At 52.8% G+C, this 23,753-nt stretch carries 22 protein-coding genes; 16 read left to right on the forward strand and 6 right to left on the reverse strand.

Going from position 1 to position 23,753, the window contains the following annotated elements; all coding sequences use genetic code 11:
- Position 1: 1 nt before the first annotated feature.
- Positions 2-589, forward strand: coding sequence for a TetR/AcrR family transcriptional regulator (locus AC2FNV_RS01815; RefSeq protein ID WP_170603881.1), 588 nt, complete (start codon positions 2-4; stop codon positions 587-589).
- A 34-nt stretch (positions 590-623) separates the two neighbouring features.
- On the opposite strand, the gene AC2FNV_RS01820 is transcribed toward AC2FNV_RS01815, so the two are convergent.
- Positions 624-1,535, reverse strand: a complete 912-nt coding sequence (locus AC2FNV_RS01820) for a pirin family protein (RefSeq protein ID WP_170603880.1) — start codon at positions 1,533-1,535, stop codon at positions 624-626.
- Positions 1,536-1,695: 160 nt separating this feature from the next.
- Here AC2FNV_RS01820 and AC2FNV_RS01825 point away from each other — a divergent pair, with 160 nt between their 5' ends.
- Positions 1,696-2,175, forward strand: a complete 480-nt coding sequence (locus AC2FNV_RS01825; protein ID WP_170603879.1) for a hypothetical protein — start codon at positions 1,696-1,698, stop codon at positions 2,173-2,175.
- Here the strand turns inward: AC2FNV_RS01825 and AC2FNV_RS01830 are convergent.
- Genes AC2FNV_RS01830 through AC2FNV_RS01840 form a run of 3 tightly spaced genes read right to left on the reverse strand, consistent with a single transcriptional unit; the run spans position 2,172 to position 5,175 of the window.
- Positions 2,172-2,735, reverse strand: coding sequence for a TadE/TadG family type IV pilus assembly protein (locus tag AC2FNV_RS01830; RefSeq protein WP_170610318.1), 564 nt, complete (start codon positions 2,733-2,735; stop codon positions 2,172-2,174). The genes AC2FNV_RS01825 and AC2FNV_RS01830 overlap by 4 nt on opposite strands.
- The gene (locus tag AC2FNV_RS01835) at positions 2,732-3,361 is read right to left on the reverse strand and encodes a TadE/TadG family type IV pilus assembly protein (protein WP_170603877.1); all 630 of its coding nucleotides are present in this window, start codon (positions 3,359-3,361) and stop codon (positions 2,732-2,734) included. The genes AC2FNV_RS01830 and AC2FNV_RS01835 overlap by 4 nt, the downstream gene beginning before the upstream one ends.
- Entirely contained in the window at positions 3,358-5,175 is a 1,818-nt protein-coding gene (locus tag AC2FNV_RS01840; RefSeq protein ID WP_170603876.1) for a TadE/TadG family type IV pilus assembly protein, read from the reverse strand. The genes AC2FNV_RS01835 and AC2FNV_RS01840 overlap by 4 nt, the downstream gene beginning before the upstream one ends.
- A 322-nt stretch (positions 5,176-5,497) precedes the next feature.
- Here AC2FNV_RS01840 and AC2FNV_RS01845 point away from each other — a divergent pair, with 322 nt between their 5' ends.
- The 9 genes from AC2FNV_RS01845 to rpoD all read left to right on the forward strand — a co-directional run bounded on the left by AC2FNV_RS01845 (position 5,498) and on the right by rpoD (position 17,566).
- Positions 5,498-6,928, forward strand: coding sequence for a Glu/Leu/Phe/Val family dehydrogenase (locus AC2FNV_RS01845; protein ID WP_170603875.1), 1,431 nt, complete (start codon positions 5,498-5,500; stop codon positions 6,926-6,928).
- A 24-nt stretch (positions 6,929-6,952) separates the two neighbouring features.
- Complete coding sequence (locus tag AC2FNV_RS01850; RefSeq protein WP_496772240.1) at positions 6,953-7,924, forward strand: hypothetical protein; 972 nt, start codon at positions 6,953-6,955, stop codon at positions 7,922-7,924.
- Between the two features lie 141 nt (positions 7,925-8,065).
- Positions 8,066-9,319 carry a sarcosine oxidase subunit beta family protein gene (locus tag AC2FNV_RS01855; protein ID WP_170603874.1) on the forward strand — a complete coding sequence of 418 codons (1,254 nt, stop codon included), beginning with the start codon at positions 8,066-8,068 and terminating at the stop codon, positions 9,317-9,319.
- A gap of 55 nt (positions 9,320-9,374) precedes the next feature.
- A complete protein-coding gene (locus AC2FNV_RS01860) occupies positions 9,375-9,638 on the forward strand; it encodes a sarcosine oxidase subunit delta (RefSeq protein ID WP_170475986.1) in 264 nt (87 codons plus the stop codon).
- Positions 9,635-12,568, forward strand: a complete 2,934-nt coding sequence (locus AC2FNV_RS01865; protein ID WP_496772243.1) for a sarcosine oxidase subunit alpha family protein — start codon at positions 9,635-9,637, stop codon at positions 12,566-12,568. The genes AC2FNV_RS01860 and AC2FNV_RS01865 overlap by 4 nt, the downstream gene beginning before the upstream one ends.
- Positions 12,561-13,106, forward strand: coding sequence for a sarcosine oxidase subunit gamma (locus tag AC2FNV_RS01870; RefSeq protein ID WP_170603872.1), 546 nt, complete (start codon positions 12,561-12,563; stop codon positions 13,104-13,106). Before AC2FNV_RS01865 ends, AC2FNV_RS01870 begins: the two co-directional genes overlap by 8 nt.
- Before the next feature lie 34 nt (positions 13,107-13,140).
- Positions 13,141-13,437: a hypothetical protein gene (locus tag AC2FNV_RS01875; RefSeq protein WP_170475980.1), complete on the forward strand. Its 297-nt coding sequence runs from the start codon at positions 13,141-13,143 to the stop codon at positions 13,435-13,437.
- 80 nt (positions 13,438-13,517) lie between these two features.
- Positions 13,518-15,464, forward strand: a complete 1,947-nt coding sequence (gene dnaG / locus AC2FNV_RS01880; protein WP_170603871.1) for a DNA primase — start codon at positions 13,518-13,520, stop codon at positions 15,462-15,464.
- Positions 15,465-15,577: 113 nt separating this feature from the next.
- Positions 15,578-17,566, forward strand: coding sequence for an RNA polymerase sigma factor RpoD (gene rpoD / locus AC2FNV_RS01885; RefSeq protein WP_170475976.1), 1,989 nt, complete (start codon positions 15,578-15,580; stop codon positions 17,564-17,566).
- 191 nt (positions 17,567-17,757) lie between these two features.
- Here the strand turns inward: rpoD and AC2FNV_RS01890 are convergent, their stop codons facing one another.
- Entirely contained in the window at positions 17,758-18,780 is a 1,023-nt protein-coding gene (locus AC2FNV_RS01890) for a helix-turn-helix domain-containing protein (RefSeq protein ID WP_170603870.1), read from the reverse strand.
- A gap of 95 nt (positions 18,781-18,875) precedes the next feature.
- Between AC2FNV_RS01890 and AC2FNV_RS01895 the strand changes: the two genes are divergently transcribed.
- The 5 genes from AC2FNV_RS01895 (at position 18,876) to ribD (ending at position 21,753) form a co-directional block, all read left to right on the forward strand.
- Positions 18,876-19,103 (forward strand): hypothetical protein, encoded by a 228-nt coding sequence (locus tag AC2FNV_RS01895; RefSeq protein ID WP_170603869.1) that lies wholly within the window; start codon positions 18,876-18,878, stop codon positions 19,101-19,103.
- A gap of 131 nt (positions 19,104-19,234) precedes the next feature.
- Positions 19,235-19,630, forward strand: a complete 396-nt coding sequence (locus AC2FNV_RS01900) for a hypothetical protein (protein WP_170603868.1) — start codon at positions 19,235-19,237, stop codon at positions 19,628-19,630.
- Positions 19,631-19,647: 17 nt separating this feature from the next.
- Positions 19,648-20,061, forward strand: coding sequence for a secondary thiamine-phosphate synthase enzyme YjbQ (locus tag AC2FNV_RS01905; RefSeq protein ID WP_170603867.1), 414 nt, complete (start codon positions 19,648-19,650; stop codon positions 20,059-20,061).
- A 121-nt stretch (positions 20,062-20,182) separates the two neighbouring features.
- A complete protein-coding gene (gene nrdR, locus AC2FNV_RS01910) occupies positions 20,183-20,653 on the forward strand; it encodes a transcriptional regulator NrdR (RefSeq protein ID WP_170475967.1) in 471 nt (156 codons plus the stop codon).
- Positions 20,650-21,753 (forward strand): bifunctional diaminohydroxyphosphoribosylaminopyrimidine deaminase/5-amino-6-(5-phosphoribosylamino)uracil reductase RibD, encoded by a 1,104-nt coding sequence (ribD, locus tag AC2FNV_RS01915; RefSeq protein ID WP_170603866.1) that lies wholly within the window; start codon positions 20,650-20,652, stop codon positions 21,751-21,753. The genes nrdR and ribD overlap by 4 nt, the downstream gene beginning before the upstream one ends.
- Here the strand turns inward: ribD and AC2FNV_RS01920 are convergent.
- Positions 21,750-23,738, reverse strand: a complete 1,989-nt coding sequence (locus AC2FNV_RS01920; protein WP_170604311.1) for a capsule polysaccharide biogenesis protein — start codon at positions 23,736-23,738, stop codon at positions 21,750-21,752. The two genes, ribD and AC2FNV_RS01920, sit on opposite strands and share 4 nt — an antisense overlap.
- Positions 23,739-23,753 lie beyond the last annotated feature (15 nt).

Genomic DNA, 23,753 nt, shown 5'->3' on the forward strand with positions numbered 1-23,753 from the left:
AATGGCACGTACGCAAGGTTCTCATTCCGATATAACCGGCCCGCGCATCCGAAAGGCTGCGCTGAGACTGTTTTCAAGACGTGGCTACGCCGCGGTATCCATGCGGCAGATCGCTGCCGAAGTCGGTGTGCAAGCCGGTGCGCTTTACAACTACACTCCAGATAAGCAAAGTCTGCTGTTTCGACTTATGCAAGAGCACATGCAAGAGCTTTTGAATGCCGCCGCCGAATTGCCTGCGACTGAAAACGCCATCGAAGCATTGAAGCAGTTTGTAGGTTTTCATATCCGGTTTCATCTTCAACGCCCTGACGAGGTGTTTATTGCCTATATGGAACTTCGCAATCTCACCCCCGAAAATTTCGCTGAAATTGAAGCACTGCGCCGAAATTACGAGGACACGCTCGAAGGAATTTTCAAGCAAGGACAAGTCGAAGGTTTATTTACAGTCACCGACAGCAAGATAGCAACGTTGGCGGTGATTGCGATGTTGAATGGTGTTATGACTTGGTACCGGACAGAGGGTAGGCTGACTCTCGATGCCGTCGAGCAAATCTATTGGGATATGGTGCGCAGATCCGTAACGCGCTGATCCGCCTTGCCGGAATTCGGCAAGGCGGGTTCCGTTATTGTGCCGGACGAATGAATGTGCCGTTGCGAAGTTCGCGAAAGGCCTGTTCCAGCTCAGATTGTGTGTTCATCACGATCGGGCCGTGCCACGCAACCGGCTCATTGATGGGCGCGCCGGAAATCAACAAAAAACGAACCCCTTCAGGACCGGCCTGCACCGTGATTTCGTCGCCCGTGCCAAAGCGTACCAACGTGCGGTTCCCTGACATGTCGCGGATATTGACCTCTTGCCCGGCGATTTCTTTTTCCAACAGTACTCCAGTGGGTTGAGACGCATCGGCAAACGCGGCTTGGCCTTGAAAGACATAGGCAAATGCGCGTCTGTAGGTGTCCACTTTAAACGTCTTTTTCACTCCTGCAGGGATTGAGACGTCCAAATACTGCGGATCGGCCGCGATCCCGTCGACGGGCCCTGTCTTTCCCCAAAAGTCACCCACGATGATGCGCACAGTGGTTCCATCGTCATCGATGACTTCTGGAATTTCAGCGTTACTTACATCCTGATACCTTGGCGCAGTCATTTTTTGGTCAGCAGGAAGATTGCCCCAAAGTTGAAACCCGTGCATCTGTCCGCGCGAGTTACCCTTAGGCATCTCCTGATGTAAAATTCCGGAACCGGCGGTCATCCATTGCACGTCCCCGGCACCCAAAGTTCCGCTGTTGCCAAGCGAGTCACTGTGATCGACATTGCCTGACAGAACATAGGTAATTGTTTCTATTCCCCGGTGGGGGTGCCAAGGAAAACCAGCCTGATAGTCCTGCGGGTTTTCATTTCTGAAATCGTCAAACAAAAGGAATGGGTCCAATTCGGATGGATCCTGAAATCCGAACGCGCGATGCAGTTTCACGCCGGCGCCTTCCATGGCTGGGGTAGCTTTTCGTGTTTCTAATGTAGGTCTGAGGGACATTGCATCCTCCTGATTGCTCAATCTGCAATGTAAATCCTGATGCGAGGCAATCAATTGGCACAGAAACACTGATAATGTGCAATGATGCTCAGATTTTTCGGGGTCTCTGTCCTTCTGCCGCCAAAGGCGCTAAGGCAAAGGCGAATATTGGGAGACGCACATGCAACAGGACGTATTAGCCACTGTACAGGCCTCATCGCCAAGGCGTTGGATCGGGGTAGGGATGCTGGGCATTGTCGCACTGTTGGTGATTTACGTTGCACTTGCATCGCCGCCGGAAACAGGGTGGCAGGTATTTCTGTTGGTGGTTGGCTTTGCTTCACTGTGGTTGGCACAGCGCATGTGGGTATCGACTAAGGACGCAATTGAATTGACTAAATCGCAACTAAGGACCCGGTCTGGACGACCCATTTGCGAGATTGCTGATATCGTGTCAGTGGATCGGGGTGTGTTCGCATTTAAACCATCCAACGGGTTTCTGGTGTTGACCCGTGCAAGGACAAAAAATGCTTGGGAACCAGGCCTATGGTGGAGAATTGGCCGTCGGATAGGTGTCGGTGGCATGACTTCTGCCGCCGAAACAAAGTTTATGTCGGAAATGCTATCCGCTCTGCTGATGGAGCGGGCGGAGAGCAGTTAGCAGGGGGTCGATGCAACAATGTTGTCGAAAACGCGTGGGTGCGTGAAGACGAAATTGCCCATCGAAAAATCATCAAACCCAAAACCGATGTTGAACGGCGCGCGATATGTGTTGTTGGTTTCAACAACAATCATTTTGCCGTTGTCCGGCATCGTCGGCAGAAGCGGTTTCATCAGCTTGGCATCTCCGTCGTTCAGCGAGTTGTAAACGCCCCCCCGGACACACGACCACAACACTGTGTGGCTGTCTGTCGGTTCTTCGTAAAGCAGGAACGAAATGCGCATAGATACCGGAGCCCGAGTAGACACCATGGTTTCAAGCAAACTATGCATCGTATTGATGTAGGTTGCGTTGATCATGTTGCGTTCACGCGAAATGATATCGGCAACGGTATAAGCAGCTTTGATGTTGCGGGCGCTTTGACGATAGCTGTCGTAGTAGGTGTAGGATGCAAAGATCGACCAAAACATCATCGGCAGAACCAGCACTGCCTCAACCGTAATAATGCCATCCTCCCGGTCGAAGAATTGCTTCAAAAAACTTGCGATGGCGCGTTTCATGTTGCGCCTCCAGTGTCAGAAGTACCGCCTGTCGCCGCCGGGTTGGTTATTGGGTTCGACGTGTCGCCGCCGAATGGCTCGTGCACGAATACCGTCGTGGCGTGCAATTCCCATTGTCCATCCGGATCTTGGCTTGCCAAGCCGCCGGTCATGGTAAAGCCCCAAACCGGGGAAACTTCTAGACAGGCCCTAATGATCATCAGTTCGTTTGATGTGCCTCGGTCGAAATCAACCTGATCCGGGTTTCGAATCGTCTCGGGCGTGTCAACGCAAAATACCTGTGTGTTCAGTTGGTTGCCGACGCGCGGATCAATCGACTTCATCTCAAGCGCAAGATGAGTGGAGCAGTTCGAGACATGCCGAACCCTGTCACAAACCATGTCCTTGAGAAGGTCATGTGTCCACTCTGTTTCTCCAGCGGGAAGGCGATTGAGGCGAACCTCTCGAATAGTTTCATCAAGCGCCCGTTCAAGGTTGGCATGACTGAAAGACATCAACCCCATGTCCATGCCCGAATAGCAGACATAGATGAACACCGGGAACCAGAACAGAAACTCGATAGTCGACGAACTTCCGTCCTCGCTGCGGCGAAATCGACGCAGGCGCATTCGAAGTAACGGTTTCATTGAGTTAGCCTTAGGTTCTGAATTGTAGCGCTGATCGAGTCAAACACGCCTTGGATCTTGGTTCCGGTGGCTTCGTAGTAACGCCCATCGTCTACCGCACAAGTCTTGAGCATCGGCTTCACGCTTTCGGGCGCTTCATAAGCTATTGAGAAAATAAGAACTTCTTCGGCTTCTGCCTGTGCACAAAGTGAATAAACCCGCGGGTCTTTTTGATAGCCTTGCAGTTCGGTGGTGGATTTATCCCACCACTCCTGTGCTTTCGTAGTGCCAAATGTGTCGCGCAGAAGATAGTAGATCACGTGTTTCTCTGAGTGCGCCCAAACATCCGGCCAATCCAGTTCCAAGGTGTCGCCGTACTCGGTGTCGGTGTAATACGACGATGAGTTAATGCTGTGGCATTTACCATCGTAGAAGCTTGTACAGCGATAGCGGCGGAATGTTTCTCTGCTGCCGTCAGACTTTCGGGCGCCGTAGGCGTGGTTCTGATAGTAATCTCTGGTCCAGCGAGAGCCGTCGTTGTGACGTACAGTTTGCCGAACACTTGACCAAGAATAACGATCATTCGCTTCATCATAGACAGAGTACGTTTGTGCCCCATCGTTCCAGTGAATATCTGACGGGCCCGTGTAGTAGGGCGCGTTGACCATGTGCTGTTTTGTATTGGCTCCATCGGTCATCAGTACCAGAACCTTCAAAGAGTCGGCTGTTCTGTTTCGCCCGGGTCGCCCTGCGAACTCGCTTGGAATGGCAGAGGTGCTTGCAAGGCGCGCAATCAATGGCTGAATGCTGTCATCCAACAGGGTCAATCCCCATTTCAAGCCGACATCAATGGATGTCCAACCACTTGCATTCAAAAGATCGATCTGCTGTTTCAGCGTGTCTACGTCGTTTTGAATGACAGCCATCGCTCGTCGATCGGTGCTGGTTTCCCGTCGGCACACATTACTGGCAACCAAGTTATCACTTTGACGAAAGTCAGTGGACCCATAGTCGTCAAAGTGAAGTGTTTGAGGGATAGCAGTGCCCGGGCGGATCAGAGTGCCGCCGGAGTCAAAGATATCATAATTATCGAATTCCATGGTCGAGAAATCGGCAAGTGGAAAGTCGATGCAATTCGCAACCTCGTTAGCGCCGATAGTGGTCAGCTCGTTCATCAGGTAGTTCGGGACTGAAACTTGTTCCGAATATGGGATGATCGAAATAGACAACTTACCATCCTCGGATTTGTTAACCATCTCATCAACAAAATCCTTGGCTGCAGTCTGAAGATTGGCCAGTTTTGTTCCGTCCATTGAACCGGAAACGTCAAGAACCAGGGAAATCTCAACGTTACCGATGGATTCTTCTGCAACGCTGGTGGCATTGGACGCAATATAATCGACGCCATTCCATTGCATGAAATGCGTTGCGACGTTCATTTCAGCGCTAGCTTCGACTTTACGCTTGCCTGCCAAACGAGCGTCCGTTGCACCGCAGGTTTCCGGAGTAACCTTGATGGAACCTTCGACCAAGTATTGATCGAGGTTTTCTTTGCTCAGGTAGTCTTTGACCACGTCGGCAGGGCACAATTCCTGATCAAGGTCGGCGGCCGCAAGCACTGCGCGATCCAAGGCGTACTGAAGTTTTACCCGTTCGCTATCGTAACGCATCATGTCGACGGCAAATCCGGCTACCATGAAGACCGCCATTATAAAGAATAACGACAGGATCGTCATGGATCCGTCGGTTGAATTGGCAAACCTGCGCGCATGCTGGAGACTGAGGTTAGAGCGAAACGAAATAACGAATTTTGACTTCCAAATCAATTTTTGCATAACAAATCCTTGTGCCGAAAAGGCACGCAAATGGTTCTTTGCGACGACGATAAATTAGTTTCGGATCGTGGCGAGATTTGGGCCATTAGGATGCTATAATGTTATTATTAAAAGATATTTGTCTTGAGTGCGGACGAATTCGCCCTCTTTGTTTCCCGAATTTTGACAATGGCGCGCCGTTTTTTAGTTCAGCCGACTCACCATTGGCCGTAACGGGTTCTTCGTAAATTGGTGAAAAAAAGTGCAGATGAGAATTGCAGCACAGGCTTAGTGGTGCGACAAAAAGTCATGACGTTTGTCATTTACCAGCACGGAGGAATTTATGACCGGCATTAAAGAACCAAGTTTTCGCGAGAGCGTTGATCTGATGTTCAACAGGGCGGCGTCTTTGATGGACCTGCCGCCGGGTCTGGAGGAAAAGATCCGTGTTTGCAACGCAACCTATACAGTTCGCTTCGGTGTACGGCTTCGGGGCCAGATACACACATTTACTGGTTATCGCTCGGTTCATTCTGAACATATGGAGCCGGTAAAAGGCGGTATTCGCTATGCGCTTGCGGTTAACCAAGATGAAGTGGAAGCGCTTGCCGCGTTGATGACTTACAAGTGCGCCTTGGTAGAGGCACCATTCGGAGGCTCGAAAGGGGGGTTGTGCATTGACCCGCGGCAATACGAAGAACATGAGATGGAGCAAATCACCCGTCGCTTTGCCTACGAATTGGCCAAACGCGACCTGATCAATCCGTCACAGAACGTTCCCGCCCCGGATATGGGAACAGGTGAGCGCGAGATGGCCTGGATGGCCGACCAGTATGCGCGGATGAACACCACGGATATCAATGCTCGGGCCTGTGTTACGGGAAAACCGCTGAATGCGGGAGGGATTGCTGGACGCGTTGAGGCCACGGGTCGCGGAATTCAATACGCTCTGCGGGAGTTCTTCCGAAATCCCGAGGATGTTCAAAAGGCAGGTCTATCTGGTTCATTGGACGGGAAGCGAGTGATCGTTCAAGGGTTGGGAAATGTGGGTTATCATGCCGCAAAATTCTTGAGTGAAGAAGATGGATCACGTGTCATCGGTATCATTGAGTGGGATGGCGCACTGTTCAATCCAGATGGGATCGATGTCGAAGCTGTGCGCCAATGGATCGTCAAGCATGGTGGCGTAAAAAACTATCCGGACGCCACGCATACTGCTGAAGGCGGCGCTGTGCTGGAAGAAAAATGTGACATCCTTATTCCGGCGGCTCTGGAGGGCGTTGTCAACATGTCCAACGCCGAGCGCATCAAGGCACCTTTGATTATCGAGGCAGCCAACGGTCCGGTGACTGCTGGAGCCGATGAAATACTACGTAAAAAGGGGACGGTTATCATACCGGATATGTATGCCAACGCGGGTGGGGTAACGGTGTCCTACTTTGAATGGGTCAAGAACCTGAGTCACATTCGATTTGGCAGAATGCAGCGCAGACAGGAAGAGGCGCGTCACGAGTTGATCGTAAGCGAGCTGCAAAGGCTCGATAGGTATCTCGGAGACGCTTGGTCGATGTCTCCAGATTTTAAGTCCAAATACTTAAAGGGTGCAGATGAACTGGAACTAGTGCGTTCGGGGCTCGATGACACCATGCGTATCGCTTATCAGGCTATGAGTGAGGTGTGGCATGATCGCGACGACGTCGAGGACCTGCGTACCGCGGCCTATATCGTTGCTATCGATAGGGTCTCGAAAAGCTATCGCGCTAAAGGCCTCTGACGACACGAAAAAAGGTAACCGGACATGGACGAAAGGTTCGGTTGCCATACCTTTTCAACTGGCTCACAGAAAGCCAAGAAGGACTCAGAGCAGATGATAGTTTCAGAAAAGATCGCCGTAGCCGCTATAGCAGTTGCGGCAAATTTTGCCGCTGGCGCCGCCCAGTCGCAACAACCTATCGGTTGGGGCGGCATAGTCGACGGTCTAGCCGTTTATCAGGGCAAAGCCGACCTTGATGATGGTGGCGACTTTAGCGCATCGCGGGCTTTTTTGCGAACGGGCATCATCAATCGGTTCGCGGACGGTTCGTTTGCGGGGCTGGTTTTAAGCTACGGACAGTTCAGCTACGATTTTGGATTCCCCGGAAACCAGCCGTGGGAGGATGTCCGCGACATACGGATTTCGGTGCCGTTGCGTTTTGCGTTGGATGGCGGCGCAAGTGTTTTGATTTCCCCTCAGTTAAGGTGGGATTACGAGCGTGGTGCCAGCGCATCGGACGGTTTCACCTACGGCGTATTTGGCGGAATTTCGTGGGCATTAAGTCCCAATTTACGGATCGGACCGGCGCTTGGAGTCTTCTCGGAAATTGGCACCGATGATCTGGAAGTCTTCCCGGCCGTTCTTGTGGATTGGACTTTTGCCGAAAGATGGAACCTGAGTACTGGTAGCGGTTTGGGCGCGACGCAAGGCCCCGGTGTTTCATTGGAATACGCGGTTTCTGACGCAGTCAAAGTAGGTATGGCGGTACGATCCGAGAGCATTCGTTTCCAACTGGATGATGAAGGCTTGGCGCCGGATGGTATCGGCGAAGACAGCAGTATTCCGGTTGTTTTGTCCTTACAATATGCCCCCAATCCAGGTGTGTCTTTCACTGCGTTTGCTGGAGCCGAACTAAATGGCGAACTGAAACTGGAAAACGCGGCGGGGCGCGAGGTTAGTCGCCAAAGTTATGACACTGCTCCAATTGCTGGAGTCGCATTTCAACTTCGCTTTTGAAATCGTTATTTGAACTGCAGTGCGATAGATTTCGTCGCGCACAGGCAAATGCGGGTCGAAAACGGAGGTGGAACCAACCTGAGACGTTGCTACTGCTAACCAGAGTTGGTTTGATGCCAACACAGCCGCAGGGAGGTTCGAATGCGTTTTTCCGGCTTGCGCGTCCTCAAGGAGGGACTGACCGGCAATAAAGGCTGGACGCCACATTGGCGCGATCCTCAGCCGAAGGTCGAATACGACATCGTTATCATTGGTGGCGGAGGTCATGGTCTGAGCACTGCGTATTATTTGGCAAAAGAGCACGGCCTTACAAATGTGGCCGTATTGGAAAAGGGTTACATCGGTGGCGGCAATGTCGGACGCAATACCACGATTGTGCGGGCGAACTACTTTCTTCAGGGCAATTCTGAATTCTACTCCCACTCCCTAAAACTGTGGGAGGGGTTGGAAGAAGATTTGAACTACAATGTCATGCACTCGCAGCGGGGCATCATTAATCTGTTTCACTCTGACGGACAACGTGATGCAGCAGCGCGCCGGGGCAACATGATGATTAGTCAAGGTGACGATGCAATCCTTCTTGGCCGGGACGAATTGAAGGAAATGGTGCCTTACCTGAATTTCGATGATTTACGGTTTCCGCTCTATGGCGGGCTTTACCACCCACGCGGCGGCACAGCGCGGCATGATGCTGTAGCTTGGGGTTTTGCTCGCGGAGCGGATCAACGCGGCGTAGACCTGATACAAAACTGTGAAGTAACAGGAATCGATGTCGAGAATGGTGTGGTGCGGGGTGTGCAGACCTCGCGCGGCCCGATCCGAGCTAAGAAAGTTGCGATGGTTGCTGCTGGTCGTTCAGGTCAGGTTGCGGCAATGGCTGGGATGCGGTTGCCGATAGAAAGCCACGTACTTCAGGCCTTTGTGACCGAAGGGTTGAAGCCGTGCATCGATCATGTCGTCACTTTCGGTATGGGGCATTTCTATATAAGCCAGTCCGACAAGGGCGGATTAGTTTTTGGTGGCGACCTTGATTTCTACGCTTCCTACGCGGCACGAGGTAACCTGCCGACGGTAGAGACCGTAATGGAAGCGGGCATGGCCCTAATGCCGATGATCGGCAAAGCCAAGGTGCTGCGGTCGTGGGGTGGGATTATGGACATGTCGCCGGACGGATCCCCAATAATCGATAGGACAGACATCGAAGGACTCTATCTGAACTGCGGATGGAATTACGGCGGCTTCAAAGCGGTGCCGGGTTCTGGCAACGTCTTTGCCCATCTGCTCGCGACCGATCGATATCATGAAAACGCTACCGGGTTTCGGCTCGACCGTTTCCGTACGGGGCGGGGCATCATCGACGAAGAGGGCAAAGGCTCTCAGCACAACCTGCATTGAGGATTGTGATGCCAGATTTGAATTCCGGTGAAAAGACGAAGCAGGGATATGGAACATGAGGATCAGCTGTCCATTTTGTGGTGAGCGAGACCGCCGCGAGTTCTATTATCGCGGAGCCGCAGTGGATCTGGAACGTCCGTTGCCGGGTGCTGGTGCCGACGTTTGGGACGCGTTTGTCTATCTCCGCGAAAACCCAGCGGGTGAAACACGTGAACTTTGGTATCACGAAGGGGGATGCGGTGCTTGGATTGTTGTAACCCGAAACACTGTGACGCATGAGATTTTGCGTACTGAGCATGCCTCGGAGGCGCGGTCATGAGGATTGACGGGAAGGGTTTGATAGACCGCAATTCACCAATCGAATTTGAATTCGACGGTGTCAGTTATTCAGGGTATCAGGGCGACACTCTGGCTTCAGCCTTGTTAGCAAACGAACAACGTTTGATGGGGCGCTCTTTCAAGTACCATCGGCCTCGGGGCGTATTAACGGCTGGCAGCGAAGAACCGAACGCGTTGGTTACAGTAGGCCAAGGAGGCACGCAGGAACCGAATGTTCGTGCAACCATGCAAGAGATCTATTCTGGCCTGTCCGCCCGCAGCCAGAATCGTTGGCCCAGTTTGAACTTTGACTTGCTTTCGGTGAATAATCTGGCCGCGCCATTTCTTGGTGCGGGATTCTACTACAAGACTTTTATGTGGCCGAAGAGTTTTTGGGAAAAACTGTATGAGCCCATCATTCGCCGTGCTGCAGGGCTGGGTGCGCTGTCTGGCCAGAACAATTCCGATAAATACGAATGCGCGTACGCTTTTTGTGACATTTTAGTGATAGGCGCGGGGCCGACCGGATTAATGGCTGCTGTGGTTGCCGGACGAGCCGGCGCTGACGTAATTCTAGCTGATGAAAACGCCCTTATGGGCGGACGTCTTTTGGCGGAAACCGATGCGGTAGACGGCAAAGCGGGTCACATCTGGGTTGATGAAGTTCTCGACGAGCTTCGAGCAATGGACAATGTTCGCCTGATGACGCGTACCACGGTTTCGGGTGCTTACGATCAAGGTACTTTTTCCGCCTTAGAGCGAGTGCTTCACCATACCAACGATCGACCCGATGGCGCTCCGCTGGAAACCTATTGGAGAATTTCAGCAAAACGTTCAATCCTAGCTGCGGGAGCTTTGGAACGCCCAATCGCATTTCGCGACAATGACAGGCCGGGAATAATGACGGCCGGAGCCGTCCGCGCTTACCTAAACCATTGGGGAGTCAGCCCCGGGCGAAACATAACCATTTTCGGCAACACTAACGATATACATCGAACCGCGCGGGACCTTCTTTCGGCAGGTGTTCATGTAGCCGCAGTTATCGACAGCCGCCACGACGCGCCTTTGTCGGATGATTATCAGGTGCTTCGAGGTGCACAGGTCTGCGGTAGCGCGGGCCGAACAGGACTAGAGTCCATCACTGTTCGTCGCGCGAGCGGCGAAGATCGCATTCACACCGATTGCCTTGCAATGACTGGCGGGTGGAACCCCTCGGTTCATTTGACCTGCCACATGAATGGACGCCCGGTTTGGGATCGAGAGCTGGCTGCGTTCGTTCCAAGCCCGGACGCAGTTCCTGGCATGATTGCGGCTGGTGCCTGCAACGGCGCATTTAGCACCGCAGCTTGCTTACGGCAGGGGATCGAGTCTGCCAAAGCCACGCTGACTGCATTGAGTTTGAAAACACCGAATGTTTCGGCACCTGATGCTGAGAACGCACCATATGAAATTACTCAATTGTGGTCAGTACCCGGCAGAGGACGGGCGTGGTTGGATTTTCAGAACGACGCAACAGTCAAGGATGTCAAACAGGCGGCAACCGAGAATTTCCGTTCGGTCGAACACATGAAGCGTTATACTACGCAAGGGATGGCCACCGATCAGGGCAAGAACTCGAACGTGGCAGCTCTGGCAATTCTTGCAGACGCAACAGGGCGGGGCATTCCTGAGACGGGAACAACAACATTCCGCCCGCCATATTCCCCGATTGCAATTGCCGCGTTTGGCGCAGGGGCCGAAGGCTCTGGGTTCAAACCGCAGCGTTTCACCACTTCGCATCATGCTTCGGTCGCTCGCAATGCACCTATGATCGAAGCAGGGTTGTGGTACCGCCCAAGCTATTTCCCTAAGCAGGGCGAAACGACGTGGCGACAGTCTTGCGATCGCGAAGTCAACATGGTGCGCCAAGCGGTTGGCGTATGCGATGTTTCAACCTTGGGCAAAATTGACATTCAGGGACCAGATGCGGGCGCGTTTCTGGACTTTGTTTACACCAATGTGTTTTCGACTTTGAAGGTCGGTCGCGTCCGGTATGGTCTGATGCTACGTGAAGATGGATATGTCATGGATGATGGCACGACGGCGCGGCTTGGCGAAAACCACTATGTCATGACAACGACCACCGCCGGTGCGGGCGATGTCATGAAGCATCTGGAATTCGTGCATCAAGGATTGCGTCCTGACTTGGACGTCTCTTTTACGTCTGTCACAGAACAATGGGCGCAATTTGCCGTTGCGGGTCCAAAGTCACGTGACTTGTTGGATGAACTTATCGAGGAAACTATCGACGACGAAGGCTGGCCGTTTATGGCTTGTGGGTCGGTTCAGGTTCTGGGTATCCTCGGGCGTTTGTTCCGTATCTCGTTTTCGGGCGAACATGCCTACGAAGTCGCCGTCCCTGCAAGCTATGGCGCTAGCCTTTTCGATGTCCTCTCAGAGCGAGCCGAGGCGCTGGGCGGCGGCTTGTACGGTATGGAGGCGCTCAACGTTTTGCGGATTGAGAAGGGATTTATCACTCATGCTGAAATCCATGGCCGCACAACGGCTTACGACGTAGGCATGGGTAGGATGGTTTCCCAAAAAAAGGACTGTATTGGCAAAACAATGTCAGAAAGACCAGGGTTGGAAGAAGCGGGGCGTGAACGTCTGGTGGGCCTCAAACCCATCGGTGAAAGCAAGCAATTACTGGCCGGCGCCCATCTTTACAATGAAGAGGCCGAGCCAGTACGCACCAGCGATCAGGGATATGTGACATCGGTCTGTTACTCTCCTACATTGGAGACGATGCTTGGCCTTGCTTTTCTTGCGGATGGACCCGAGCGATACGGTGAAATCGTTAAGATGGTCGATCACCTGCGAGGTGTGACAACCTTGTGTGAGGTTACAAATCCGGTGTTCTTTGATCCTGACGGAGGACGCGTACGTGGTTAATCTGATCGCCAAATCGCCCTGCGATGGAATTCTGCCAATCACTATCGGATCCGTTACGCTGAGCGAGGAAGATGTCGGCGTGATCCATTCGGTCTCTCCCTACAAAGGACAGAAAAAGGCGCTGTCGGCGGCCATGAAGTCTGCGCATGGGATGGCCTATCCAGCGGCCAATCGTGCCACGGGAAAGTTAAGTGCGCGGGCTGTTTGGTTTGGCCATGCACAAGCTATGTTAGTGGGTCCTGAACCGAACAGAGCATTGTCGGAACTCGCCGCCGTTGTTGATCAAACTGATGCTTGGGCAGTAGTGCGGCTTGAGGGTCCCGCGGTCGAAGATGTCCTGGCGCGATTGGTGCCGGTTGATTTGCGAAGCACAAGCTTTAAACGCGGGCACACGGCGCGAACTTTATTGTTCCATATGTCGGCTTCCGTGACACGTGTCGGAGAAAAAGCTTTTCAGATCATGGTTTTCAGATCCATGGTGCACACTTTGGTTCACGATTTGAAAAGGGCCATGGAAGGTGTCGCATCGCGCAGCTAAACTGCGCGCAAAGAAACGAATCCGGGAGACATCAATGTTGCGTATTGCCATCGTCGCTATCCTGCTGGCCACCCCTACGGTTGCTCAGGAGACGAAAGCACAAAGCTGCCGATATCAGTCGGATGTTGTCTACGCTATTCAACAAGCTCGGCTTAACAAGGTGAAAGAACGGGATGTCGCCCAAGCGGTGGCTGACGGCAATCCATCTTGGCCTGAAAATTACAATGCTGCAATTCCGTTGATAACGCCTTGGGTCTATCAACAGAAAATGCGGGACGTAAGAAACAAGAACTTAGGTGCCGCTTGGTTGGAGTTGTGTTTACAACAATAATCCACAGGCAGCGAAATTCGCTGTGGACAATCCGGCTTCGTGCCCTTGGCGGGCGTTCCGGTTTCTGTCAGGTTTGACATATGTCTTTGCCCCCCGGATTCCTGGATGAATTGCGTACGCGTCTAAGCCTGTCGCAGGTTGTCGGGCGGAAAGTTACCTGGGATGCGCGCAAATCCAATCAGGGCAAGGGTGATATGTGGGCGCCTTGCCCGTTCCACCACGAAAAGACGGCCTCATTTCACGTCGACGACCAAAAGGGATTCTATTATTGCTTTGGGTGCCACGCCAAGGGGGACGCAATTAGCTTTGTGAAAGAGACCGAGAACGTCTCGTTCATCGAAGCAGTTGAAATTCTTGCGCGTGAAGCTGGAATGCCTATGCCAGCGCGCGATCCGAAGGCGCAGGAAAAACAGGATCGTAGAACTCAACTTGCTGATGTGATGGAACAGGCGGTCCAATTTTTCAAACTCCAGCTGAAGACTGGTGCTGGAACCGCCGCCCGAGAATACCTGACGCGTCGCGGCCTAGATGCGCAAGCATTGGACCGTTGGGAAATTGGCTTCGCCCCCGATGGCTGGCAGGGTTTGTGGGACCACTTGCGCAGCAAGAACGTGACCGAGGATTTGATCATCGGCGCAGGGCTGGCTAAACCTTCGAACCAAGGCAAAAAGCCTTATGACACTTTCCGCAATAGAATTATGTATCCTATCCGCGATTCACGTGGGCGATGTATCGCCTTTGGTGGCCGTGCGTTGGACCCCACTGACAATGCAAAATACCTGAACTCGCCAGAAACAGATTTGTTTGACAAAGGCCGGAGCTTGTACAATCACGGGCCTGCTCGGCAAGCAGCGGGGAAGGGACATCCCCTGATTGTTGCCGAAGGTTATATGGACGTTATCGCTCTGGCAGAGGCAGGTTTCGGAGCCTCAGTCGCACCACTGGGTACTGCGATAACTGAACACCAGTTGAATTTGCTTTGGCGTATTGCAGACGAACCAATTATTGCTCTGGACGGCGATACAGCAGGATTACGTGCGGCAATGAGGGCCGTAGATCTGGCCTTGCCAATGCTGGAGGCCGGTAAGTCGCTTCGTTTTGCCCTTATGCCAGAAGGAAAGGACCCCGATGACTTGCTGCGGGCCGAAGGTACAGAGGCTGTACAGGCGGTATTGGATGGCGCCGTTCCAATGGTCAAGTTGCTGTGGCAGAGGGAAGTTGAAGGAAAGGTTTTTGACAGTCCTGAACGCAAAGCGGCGTTGGACAAATCCCTTCGTGAAAAGATCAAGCTAATCCGTGATCCGTCGATTCGTTCCCATTATGGGCAGGAAATCAAAGACCTACGCTGGCAATTGTTCCGTCCGGAACGAAGGCCAAACCGCAACTGGCAATCGGGCGGCAAGTGGCAGCCACAACAGCAGCCAGCATCACCTGGTGCTCGCGCATCGTTTCTTGCCTCTTCGGAAAACGCTGATATCCAACTGCGCGAAGCGGCTATCTTGGCCATCGCAATCTTGAACCCGCAAGTTGTCATTCAATTCGAGCATCAGCTCGAGGATATGGAATGTCAGAATCCTAACCACGCTGAGCTTCGCGATGCCGTCCTGAGGCATGCGATTGAAGACCCGGAAAATCTGAGAGAGCACATTGTTCAAACTTTGGGATCACAGGCCCTTGAAAACCTTTTGAACCTTCGCCATGTCGCTGTAATCCCCTGTGTGTTCAAACCAGGCGACGTTGAAAAGGCCGAGATGACACTGGCCGAGGAACTCGCAAAAATCAAAGCGCTCCGGGGGTTGGATGCCGAAATTGCCGAAGCTGCCGAGGAGCTGTCTAATTTGGACGACGAAGCGCTGACTTATCGGTTGGCTCAAGCCGCCGAGGAACGTAATCAAGCAAGTCGGAGTCAGAACAAAGACAGGGGTCATTTCGACGTTGCCGATAACGGAGCGCGAATCAACCGTGACGAGAAGGATGCATTCGCGGCAATCATGTCAGGTATCAAATTCGAACGTAAACGCCAGTAAGTGATGTTTTCATAAGGCACTGGTAAAGAAAAACGGGTAAACGGGTGGCCGAATCACTTCTATGCGCTAATGATTCGGTTCTAACGAATCACCCATCCCTGCAGGAGCATTGAATGGCCGCCAAGGATACGAACGAAGACCGCAAATCCGACGAGCAGGAACAGGAAATCTCGCTGGACATGAGCCAAGCTCAGGTCAAGAAGATGATCGCCGAAGCCCGCGAGAAAGGCTACATAACCTATGACCAGCTTAATCAGGTGTTGCCACCCGATCAGGTCAGTTCAGAACAAATTGAAGATGTTATGTCGATGTTGTCCGAGATGGGCATCAATATCATCGAAGATGAAGAGGCTGAAGACGAAGAGAACAAGGGGTCTACCGAACTTGTAGCCACAGACACCAACCGTGAAGTAACTTTGGCTGGTGCGCAGACTGAAAAGCTGGACAGAACCGACGACCCTGTCCGAATGTATCTGCGCGAGATGGGTTCGGTTGAGTTACTGAGCCGCGAAGGCGAGATTGCCATTGCTAAGCGGATCGAAGCTGGTCGCAATACTATGATCGCGGGCTTGTGTGAAAGCCCGCTTACATTTCAGGCGATCACGATCTGGCATGACGAATTGCTGTCCGAGGACATTCTATTGAGGGATGTTATCGATTTGGAGACCACTTTTGGTAACCAGATGGACGAAGACGGCGATGTCGAAGAACCGGTTGTCGATACCTCTGCAGTGCAAGCGGTAAAACCTGAAAAAGACACCGGGCCGGAATTGGATGCGGACGGCAATCCGATTGCTTCTGATGACGACGATGACGAAGACGATCAAGCCAACATGTCCCTGGCGGCAATGGAAGCTGCGCTTAAGGATCAGGTCCTGACAACGCTGGAACGCATTTCCACCGACTTTGCCATGCTGTCAGAAATGCAGGACAGCAGGATTTCTGCCACGTTGAACGAAGACGGATCTTTTACCGATAAAGACGAAGAGACTTATCAGAAGCTTCGTGCCGAAATCGTTGAGCTGGTTAATGGTCTTCATTTGCACAACAACCGCATCGAAGCACTGATTGATCAGCTTTATGGTATCAACCGTCGCATCATGTCGCTGGACAGCTCTATGGTTAAGCTGGCGGATCAGGCGCGTATCAACCGTCGTGAATTCATTGATGCTTACCGGGGTCGTGAACTCGATCCGAACTGGTTGGCCGAGATGGCGGAAAAACCGGGCCGGGGTTGGCAAATGTTCATCGAACGCTCAACTGCCAAGGTTGAGGAATTGCGCAACGATATGGCTCAAGTCGGACAGTATGTTGGTCTGGACATCAGCGAATTCCGTCGCATTGTCCAGCAAGTTCAGAAAGGCGAGAAAGAGGCGCGTCAGGCTAAGAAGGAAATGGTCGAAGCGAACCTGCGCCTCGTTATTTCGATCGCCAAGAAATACACGAACCGTGGCCTGCAATTCCTTGATCTAATTCAGGAAGGTAACATCGGCTTGATGAAAGCGGTGGATAAATTTGAGTATCGCCGTGGCTACAAGTTTTCGACCTACGCGACTTGGTGGATCCGTCAGGCGATAACGCGCTCGATCGCGGATCAGGCAAGAACGATCCGTATTCCGGTCCACATGATTGAAACGATCAACAAGTTGGTTCGGACTGGTCGCCAAATGTTGCACGAAATCGGTCGTGAACCGACGCCGGAAGAACTGGCTGAAAAGCTGCAGATGCCGCTTGAGAAAGTGCGCAAGGTGATGAAAATCGCCAAAGAGCCGATCTCTCTGGAAACGCCGATTGGCGACGAAGAGGACAGCCAGCTTGGTGACTTTATCGAGGATAAGAATGCTGTGCTGCCTCTGGACAGCGCCATTCAAGAGAACCTCAAAGAAACGACAACGCGAGTTTTAGCCTCGCTCACCCCACGCGAAGAACGGGTTCTTCGGATGCGATTTGGTATCGGAATGAACACCGACCACACGTTGGAAGAAGTGGGTCAGCAATTCAGCGTTACCCGCGAACGAATTCGTCAAATTGAGGCCAAAGCGCTGCGCAAGCTTAAACACCCCAGCAGATCGCGAAAACTGCGGTCCTTTCTAGATCAGTAAAAAATGGGCGCCCAAATCGGGCGCCTTTTTCTTGGCGTTTCCAATTATCAACCAAACTCACTTTGGCTGGAAATCGGATAATATTGGCGCGAAGTCGCAAGGACGGTTATGCTCTGGCATTTATATCGATTGTGTCCACTCACGGGACGGGCCGGGGTGAGGTTGAACGCGCTGATGACCCCCGGCCATCCTCATCCCGGCCGCAAAGGATGATCGACGCGATCACGAAAAGCGGAAGGAGACTGACCGGTCCACCGTTTGAAGGCGGTCGAAAATGCGGCCTGATCGGCGTAGCCTAGGGAATAGGATATCTCAGAAAGGTTCATACCGTTCTTGATGAAGGTCTGGGCTAGATCACACCTGAGATCGTCGACAATCTCCCGATACGTCGTGCCCTCGTCCGTCAAGCGACGCGCAAGTGTTCGAGTACTGAAGCCAAGTTCGGCAGCCACGTTTTCTACGTTAGGGATGCAGCCCGGCATGCATCGGGTAACCAAGCCTTCGACCAATGCCCGGGATTTTGGTCTAGCTGAATACCGTTCGGCCAATAGTCTTTCGCCATATTCCAATAAATGCTCCCTCAAACTGGGATCATAGGTTGGCACTGGTAGATCCAGCGATTCCAGCGAAAGGATGATTTCCAGTCGCTCTGTGCCAAACTCCACCGGGAACCCGCCGATTTTCTCATATGCTGCAGCGTGACGCCCGACCTCATGCTGAAAACGCATTTGGATTGGACGAACGTTCACTTGGGTCAGCGCCCTCATCCGTGCAACTCCTGCGAACAGAAGGAATTCGGTCCTTCTGTGATAACGAGAAAACGTTGCATCCTTCCATTCCGCCTCCAGAGTTGCGGAATTTCCCGACACATGCAGGTTGAATGCCAGCGAGGGGTCAATGATCTTGTGAAAACGCGAAGTGTTTTCCAAGACTTGTTTCAGATCACGCGAATATTTGCTGATATATGCGGTGACACTTGAAGATGAACTGAATTGCAATCCGGCTTGCGCGCCGAACGTGATGTCCGCAACCGCGTCACATGCTTTTCGTACAAACCGCGCTTCTCCGTGGGAGTTGTAAGTCGTTGCAGGTGGCGCAATTTCAGATCTGCTCAAACCGCTGTCTTGCAAGACCTGATCCACCAATGTTGGATCCTGTGTGCGGTCTTCCAAGACACGGGTGAGTAATTGAATCCTTGCAATATCTACATCCATACTAATGTCTGACCGTCGGCTTGACCAAACGTCAAGCCCATCTGAAAACGTTTTGTTAGCAAAAATTAGTAGATATCCGCAAAGAACGAGCATTTATGTCGCCGACACTTACGTTTTTGGCTGGAATTCGAAAAGAACTGTCAGACGCGACCAAGACGGGATGGCAGGGTGAGAATAAGTTTGCCGCGTTGTCGGGTAAGAACCCTATGGGGATGGGGCAGAGCCTGAATGTGCGGATTACCAACCCGCTCAGTGGGCTCCCCGACACAACAAAATCAAATCGTGCCGCAATATGCCATTATGATCGGGGTTGGATAGGTTGATCCGAAATCACGACTGGCTAACTCGATTTCACGATGATACGGATCACGCTTAAAAGTGCGTGAGGTGTACTTTTTTACCTGGAGATAAGGCCTAGTCTACCATTCATGTTCCAACATGAAAGAAGTTAAAGATGAAAAGTTTTTTTGCCTATTCAATCGCCGCGGCGATTGCTTTGACTGTTCCGACTGCAGCAAGTTCTGCTCCGAACGGGTATAGAACGGAACCTATGAATTCCACGGATTTTGAAGTGATCCCGCGGGCGCGTCAGGATGTCGACGGGTATTGGTGTGCTGCTGCTGATTTCGCACGCAGAAAGCTTGGTGCAGGTTGGCAGCAGCGGATATATGTTCTGCGCGGCTATGGCCCTAGTGTGACAACGGGTCGTCGCACTGCCGTTCAGTTCTCTCTCAAAATGCCTACAAATGTTCCGCAACAGAACAGCTCGTTTCAGGCATTTGCTGTGGGCGAAAGCATGTCTGTGCAAGGAGCGAATGGAAGGTGCCGCGCAATCCCGATTTTGCGATGACGAGGTCAGGTTTTTAAATGTTGAGCGAGTTCGTCATTAATACAAACGGAGCCGGACTTTACGAGTTCACCGGCTCTGTTAGTGAATGGGTCAATCAGATCGCGGGGGATGGCTTGTTAACGCTGTTCGTACGCCACACCTCCTGTTCATTGCTGATTCAGGAAAACGCTGATGCTGATGTGCAGATGGACCTTCGCGCATACTTCAACAGGTTGGTGCCATCTGCGGATCATCCCGAAATGTCTTATCTGTGTCACACTTATGAAGGGCCAGATGACATGCCGGCGCATATCAAGGCTGCAATGTTGCCGGTGTCACTGTCGGTTCCGGTCTCAAATGGTCATCTGGCACTTGGTACTTGGCAAGGATTATTCCTGTTCGAGCACCGCAATGCTCCACATAACCGCAAAGTAGCCGCCCACTTCGCATGACCCCTTTATCTTGCGGTTGAAATTTCCGACTACCCAAACTCTAGCGGCTGCCCTATAGTTGTGGATAAGTGAGCCGAAGCGCTTACAATAAGAGGCGGAAAAAGGGACGAGGAGACGGCGTATGCGCTGCCCGTTTTGCGGAAATATTGATACTCAGGTAAAAGATTCACGCCCGGCGGAGGATCACGTCGCGATCCGCAGGCGTCGATTTTGTCCTGCATGTGGTGGCCGTTTCACCACGTACGAACGGGTGCAGCTGCGCGATCTCGTCGTCATTAAAACCAACGGAAAACGTGAGGATTTTGATCGCGACAAACTTGAGCGATCGATCCGCATCTCGATGCAGAAGCGTCCAATCGATCCGGAAAGAATCGATCAGATGATTTCGGGAATTGTGCGCCGCTTAGAAAGCATGGGTGACACAGACATTCCATCCAACAAAATTGGTGAAATCGTCATGGAGGCGCTGGCCCGGATCGACACAGTTGCTTATGTTCGGTTTGCGAGTGTTTACAAAAATTTCCAGGCGGCCGATGACTTCGAGGAATTTGTCCACGAGCTGCGCCCGCCGCAGCCTAATTCGGACGAGTGAGCGAAACAGATAAGCGATTCATGGCGTTGGCCCTTTCTCTTGGGCGGCGCGGTCAAGGGGTGTGTTGGCCAAATCCTTCGGTCGGTTGTGTTATTGTGCGCGATGGGCGGATCGTAGGTCGAGGTTGGACGCAAGCTGGTGGTCGACCGCATGCTGAGACTGAGGCCCTGACGCAGGCTGGCCAATTTGCGCGGGGCGCGACGGCTTATGTGTCGTTGGAGCCGTGCGCGCATTTTGGAAAGACCCCACCTTGTGCTCAGGCCCTGATCGACGCTGGCGTTGCCCGGGTCGTGAGTGCAATCGAAGACAGCGATCCACGTGTGGCCGGGCAGGGATTTGCCATGTTGCAAGACGCTGGCGTCGAAGTAACAACCGGCGTTTTGATGGAACAGGCATCCCGCGATCTATCGGGTTTCTTTCTAAAAACAGAGCAGGGACGGCCGTTTGTGACACTCAAACTCGCCAGCAGCTTCGATGGTCGAATTGCGACCGGGACTGGCCACAGTAAGTGGATTACTGGCCCCAAGGCTAGACGGGCCGTTCATGCAATGCGAGCGCGTCACGATGCGGTGATGGTTGGCGCAGGAACAGCACGTGCCGATGATCCTTCACTTACAGTCAGGGACCTTGGTATAGACAGCCAACCGGTTAGAGTTGTTGTTTCTCGGCACCTTGATCTTCCCCTGCTTGGGCAATTGGCGCGCACGGCTGCCGAAATTCCACTTTGGTTATGTCACGGGCCGCATCCGGACGCGGAAAAGGCCCGTACATGGGAAGGTTTGGGTGCGCGTTTGATCCCGTGCGCATTGGACGACCATCAGATTGATGCCGCTGATTTGTTAAAGCAACTTGGACAAGCTGGACTAACACGAGTGTTCTGTGAAGGCGGATCTGCGCTCTCGGCATCTCTTTTGGCCGAGGATTTAGTGGATGAACTTGTGGTGTTCAGTGCCGGGTTAGCCATCGGCGCCGAGGGGTTGCCAGCAATCGGTTCTTTGGGCTTGGATTCGCTTGACGGTGCCCCGCGTTTCGATCTGATTGAAGCTCCAGTTATTGGCGGAGACGTCATGCATCGGTGGGGACGCGCTGGATCGGCTTAACGCCAAAGGTGCGCATGAGTCGCCAGCGCCCCCTGCAGTTTTGACAATAAGCTATTGCCAAGGCCGCTTTTGGCCTGCTGCCGCGATGCCAGACGATCCACAACCACCTCGACGGGGCAGGGTTGCCCAGTGATTGGGTCCAGATAGCGTGGATAGTCGATCAAAGTCGCATGCACCAATCCCATCAGAGATGGTCGGGCACCGCGCCGGGCAGGAACGTTGTCCAAATCCGTTGTCAGCCCCCATCCGGCATAAAACGGAGCACCAAGCGTTGTAACCGGAACACCTCGCAGTAAAGCCTCGAACCCCAATAGAGAGGTCATAGTCCAAACCTCATTTACTTGGATCAGCAATTCCGCGGGATCACAGTCTTGGACAACATAATCTGCTGAATAGTTTGCGTCCAACTGTCCCTCTCGCAGACCGGCTTCGACGTCGGGGTGAGGTTTATAAATCAGAATTGCATCCGGGTTAGCTTTGCGTACTTCAAGCAAAAGATCTCGATTGGTTCTGATACTGCCAGTTCCAAGCTGTATCGACGCATCATCCTCAACTTGCCCAGGAACAAGGATGCGGTGACCTTTCGGCAAGCCGGGAGTGGAATTGCCGATATTGTATTTACTCAATCGATCCGAAACCAAACGCGCAGTCAGGCGTTCCGCACGAAGTCTTTGATCTGCGCGCAAAGTTTCGCGTCTTGTGATCAAGTCCTCTAACTGACTTGGGCGAGTTGGATCGTAATAGATGCCCTGATTGTCTGTCACCAATGACATTGGCGGCACGAGTTGGGCACCAAGTCCACGGGACCTAAGGAACCCATCTTCTATACGCGTTACGTCTTGATCCTGTCCCGCATGTCTGGCCCAGGTCATATGAGGGCGTTCGCTATCCGATGGAGGACCGCCCGTAAATCGTATTTTTTGCTCGCGCCCGAACATCATTTGAAGGTGTCGACGTTTCCAAATGCGCATTCCAGAAGCAGTCCAGCCTTTTCGATCTTCGCGCCAAGCACGAACCTGCGCCTCAAGAGTGTCCAGAACTGTCTCTAACTGACACAGCTGATCTCGATAGGGGTCGTACCAAGAGGGATACAGGATCATGGCCGCGGCGAATATTTGTGCCCTGGTAAGGTTCCGATGCCTACGGGGTAGGGGATTTTCATCACTTGTCAGTCCCCATCCTGAATAAAATGGCTGCCCAAACACCCTTGGTTTGTGACCAGCCAATATCGCCTCGAACCCAAGTTGAGAGGACAAGGTGTAAACACCTACTGCACCTTCCAGCAACGGCCACGGACTTATCGGATCAGTCAGCAGTGACACTCGTTCATTTTGATCTGAATCTGAGTAGAAACCCTGTCGGTAACCAGAGATGCTTTCAGGGTGCGATTTAATGACTACCCGAGCACCCGGGTTTTCTTCTTGCGCCATGACCAGCATCTCACGAAACCGCGCCGGGTTGCCTGCGCTGGCCCTCACCGCCGCATCGCCCTGCGTTTGATCAACCACTAGTACATATCCGGGGTCGGGTGGGGCGCATTCCGGGTCAAATGCGGAAAATTTGCTGAGGTTTAGTTCGCGCAAACGTTCGATTGCGCCGCGCGCGCGATCCAGAAGCGCGGTGTCATCCAGTGGGTGAGTCGCTAGTAGCTGCTCTAGATCTGATGGTTTCGAAGGGTCGAAATGAGCCCCGGCTCGATCCAGCAACAATCCCAACGGTGCTTCGCCCTCGCGACCGGGGTGCAGTGATCGCAAAAAAGCGTCCTCGACGCGCAGAAGCGGGGAATCGCGATTTTCGGCTATGTGCCTTCCACGATGCGATGTGGGACTGTCGCCCCAAATCCCGACCATATCGTCGGTTCCGGGCAGACCAATCCTCAGGTCGTAGCCGGATAGGGATAAAATTCGGCGAACTTGTCGCTGTGCAAGAAACCCGCCATTATAGACAAACAACCGCCTGCGCTCGGTCCCGGCCGCATGGTCCATTTCAGGACGCACAGT

Source organism: Ruegeria sp. BHSA163 (genome assembly GCF_059613365.1).

What these genes read in the sequence shown, in the direction of transcription:
- AC2FNV_RS01895 (WP_170603869.1), top strand. Translation starts at nt 18,876, where the DNA reads ATGTCGCCGACACTTACGTTTTTGGCTGGAATTCGAAAAGAACTGTCA.
- AC2FNV_RS01890 (WP_170603870.1), bottom strand. Translation starts at nt 18,780, where the DNA reads ATGGATGTAGATATTGCAAGGATTCAATTACTCACCCGTGTCTTGGAA.
- AC2FNV_RS01845 (WP_170603875.1), top strand. Translation starts at nt 5,498, where the DNA reads ATGACCGGCATTAAAGAACCAAGTTTTCGCGAGAGCGTTGATCTGATG.
- AC2FNV_RS01900 (WP_170603868.1), top strand. Translation starts at nt 19,235, where the DNA reads ATGAAAAGTTTTTTTGCCTATTCAATCGCCGCGGCGATTGCTTTGACT.
- AC2FNV_RS01850 (WP_496772240.1), top strand. Translation starts at nt 6,953, where the DNA reads ATGGACGAAAGGTTCGGTTGCCATACCTTTTCAACTGGCTCACAGAAA.
- AC2FNV_RS01905 (WP_170603867.1), top strand. Translation starts at nt 19,648, where the DNA reads ATGTTGAGCGAGTTCGTCATTAATACAAACGGAGCCGGACTTTACGAG.
- AC2FNV_RS01815 (WP_170603881.1), top strand. Translation starts at nt 2, where the DNA reads ATGGCACGTACGCAAGGTTCTCATTCCGATATAACCGGCCCGCGCATC.
- AC2FNV_RS01860 (WP_170475986.1), top strand. Translation starts at nt 9,375, where the DNA reads ATGAGGATCAGCTGTCCATTTTGTGGTGAGCGAGACCGCCGCGAGTTC.
- rpoD (WP_170475976.1), top strand. Translation starts at nt 15,578, where the DNA reads ATGGCCGCCAAGGATACGAACGAAGACCGCAAATCCGACGAGCAGGAA.
- AC2FNV_RS01820 (WP_170603880.1), bottom strand. Translation starts at nt 1,535, where the DNA reads ATGTCCCTCAGACCTACATTAGAAACACGAAAAGCTACCCCAGCCATG.
- dnaG (WP_170603871.1), top strand. Translation starts at nt 13,518, where the DNA reads ATGTCTTTGCCCCCCGGATTCCTGGATGAATTGCGTACGCGTCTAAGC.
- AC2FNV_RS01875 (WP_170475980.1), top strand. Translation starts at nt 13,141, where the DNA reads ATGTTGCGTATTGCCATCGTCGCTATCCTGCTGGCCACCCCTACGGTT.
- AC2FNV_RS01920 (WP_170604311.1), bottom strand. Translation starts at nt 23,738, where the DNA reads ATGGACCATGCGGCCGGGACCGAGCGCAGGCGGTTGTTTGTCTATAAT.
- AC2FNV_RS01825 (WP_170603879.1), top strand. Translation starts at nt 1,696, where the DNA reads ATGCAACAGGACGTATTAGCCACTGTACAGGCCTCATCGCCAAGGCGT.
- AC2FNV_RS01830 (WP_170610318.1), bottom strand. Translation starts at nt 2,735, where the DNA reads ATGAAACGCGCCATCGCAAGTTTTTTGAAGCAATTCTTCGACCGGGAG.
- AC2FNV_RS01840 (WP_170603876.1), bottom strand. Translation starts at nt 5,175, where the DNA reads ATGCAAAAATTGATTTGGAAGTCAAAATTCGTTATTTCGTTTCGCTCT.
- nrdR (WP_170475967.1), top strand. Translation starts at nt 20,183, where the DNA reads ATGCGCTGCCCGTTTTGCGGAAATATTGATACTCAGGTAAAAGATTCA.
- AC2FNV_RS01855 (WP_170603874.1), top strand. Translation starts at nt 8,066, where the DNA reads ATGCGTTTTTCCGGCTTGCGCGTCCTCAAGGAGGGACTGACCGGCAAT.
- AC2FNV_RS01835 (WP_170603877.1), bottom strand. Translation starts at nt 3,361, where the DNA reads ATGAAACCGTTACTTCGAATGCGCCTGCGTCGATTTCGCCGCAGCGAG.
- AC2FNV_RS01865 (WP_496772243.1), top strand. Translation starts at nt 9,635, where the DNA reads ATGAGGATTGACGGGAAGGGTTTGATAGACCGCAATTCACCAATCGAA.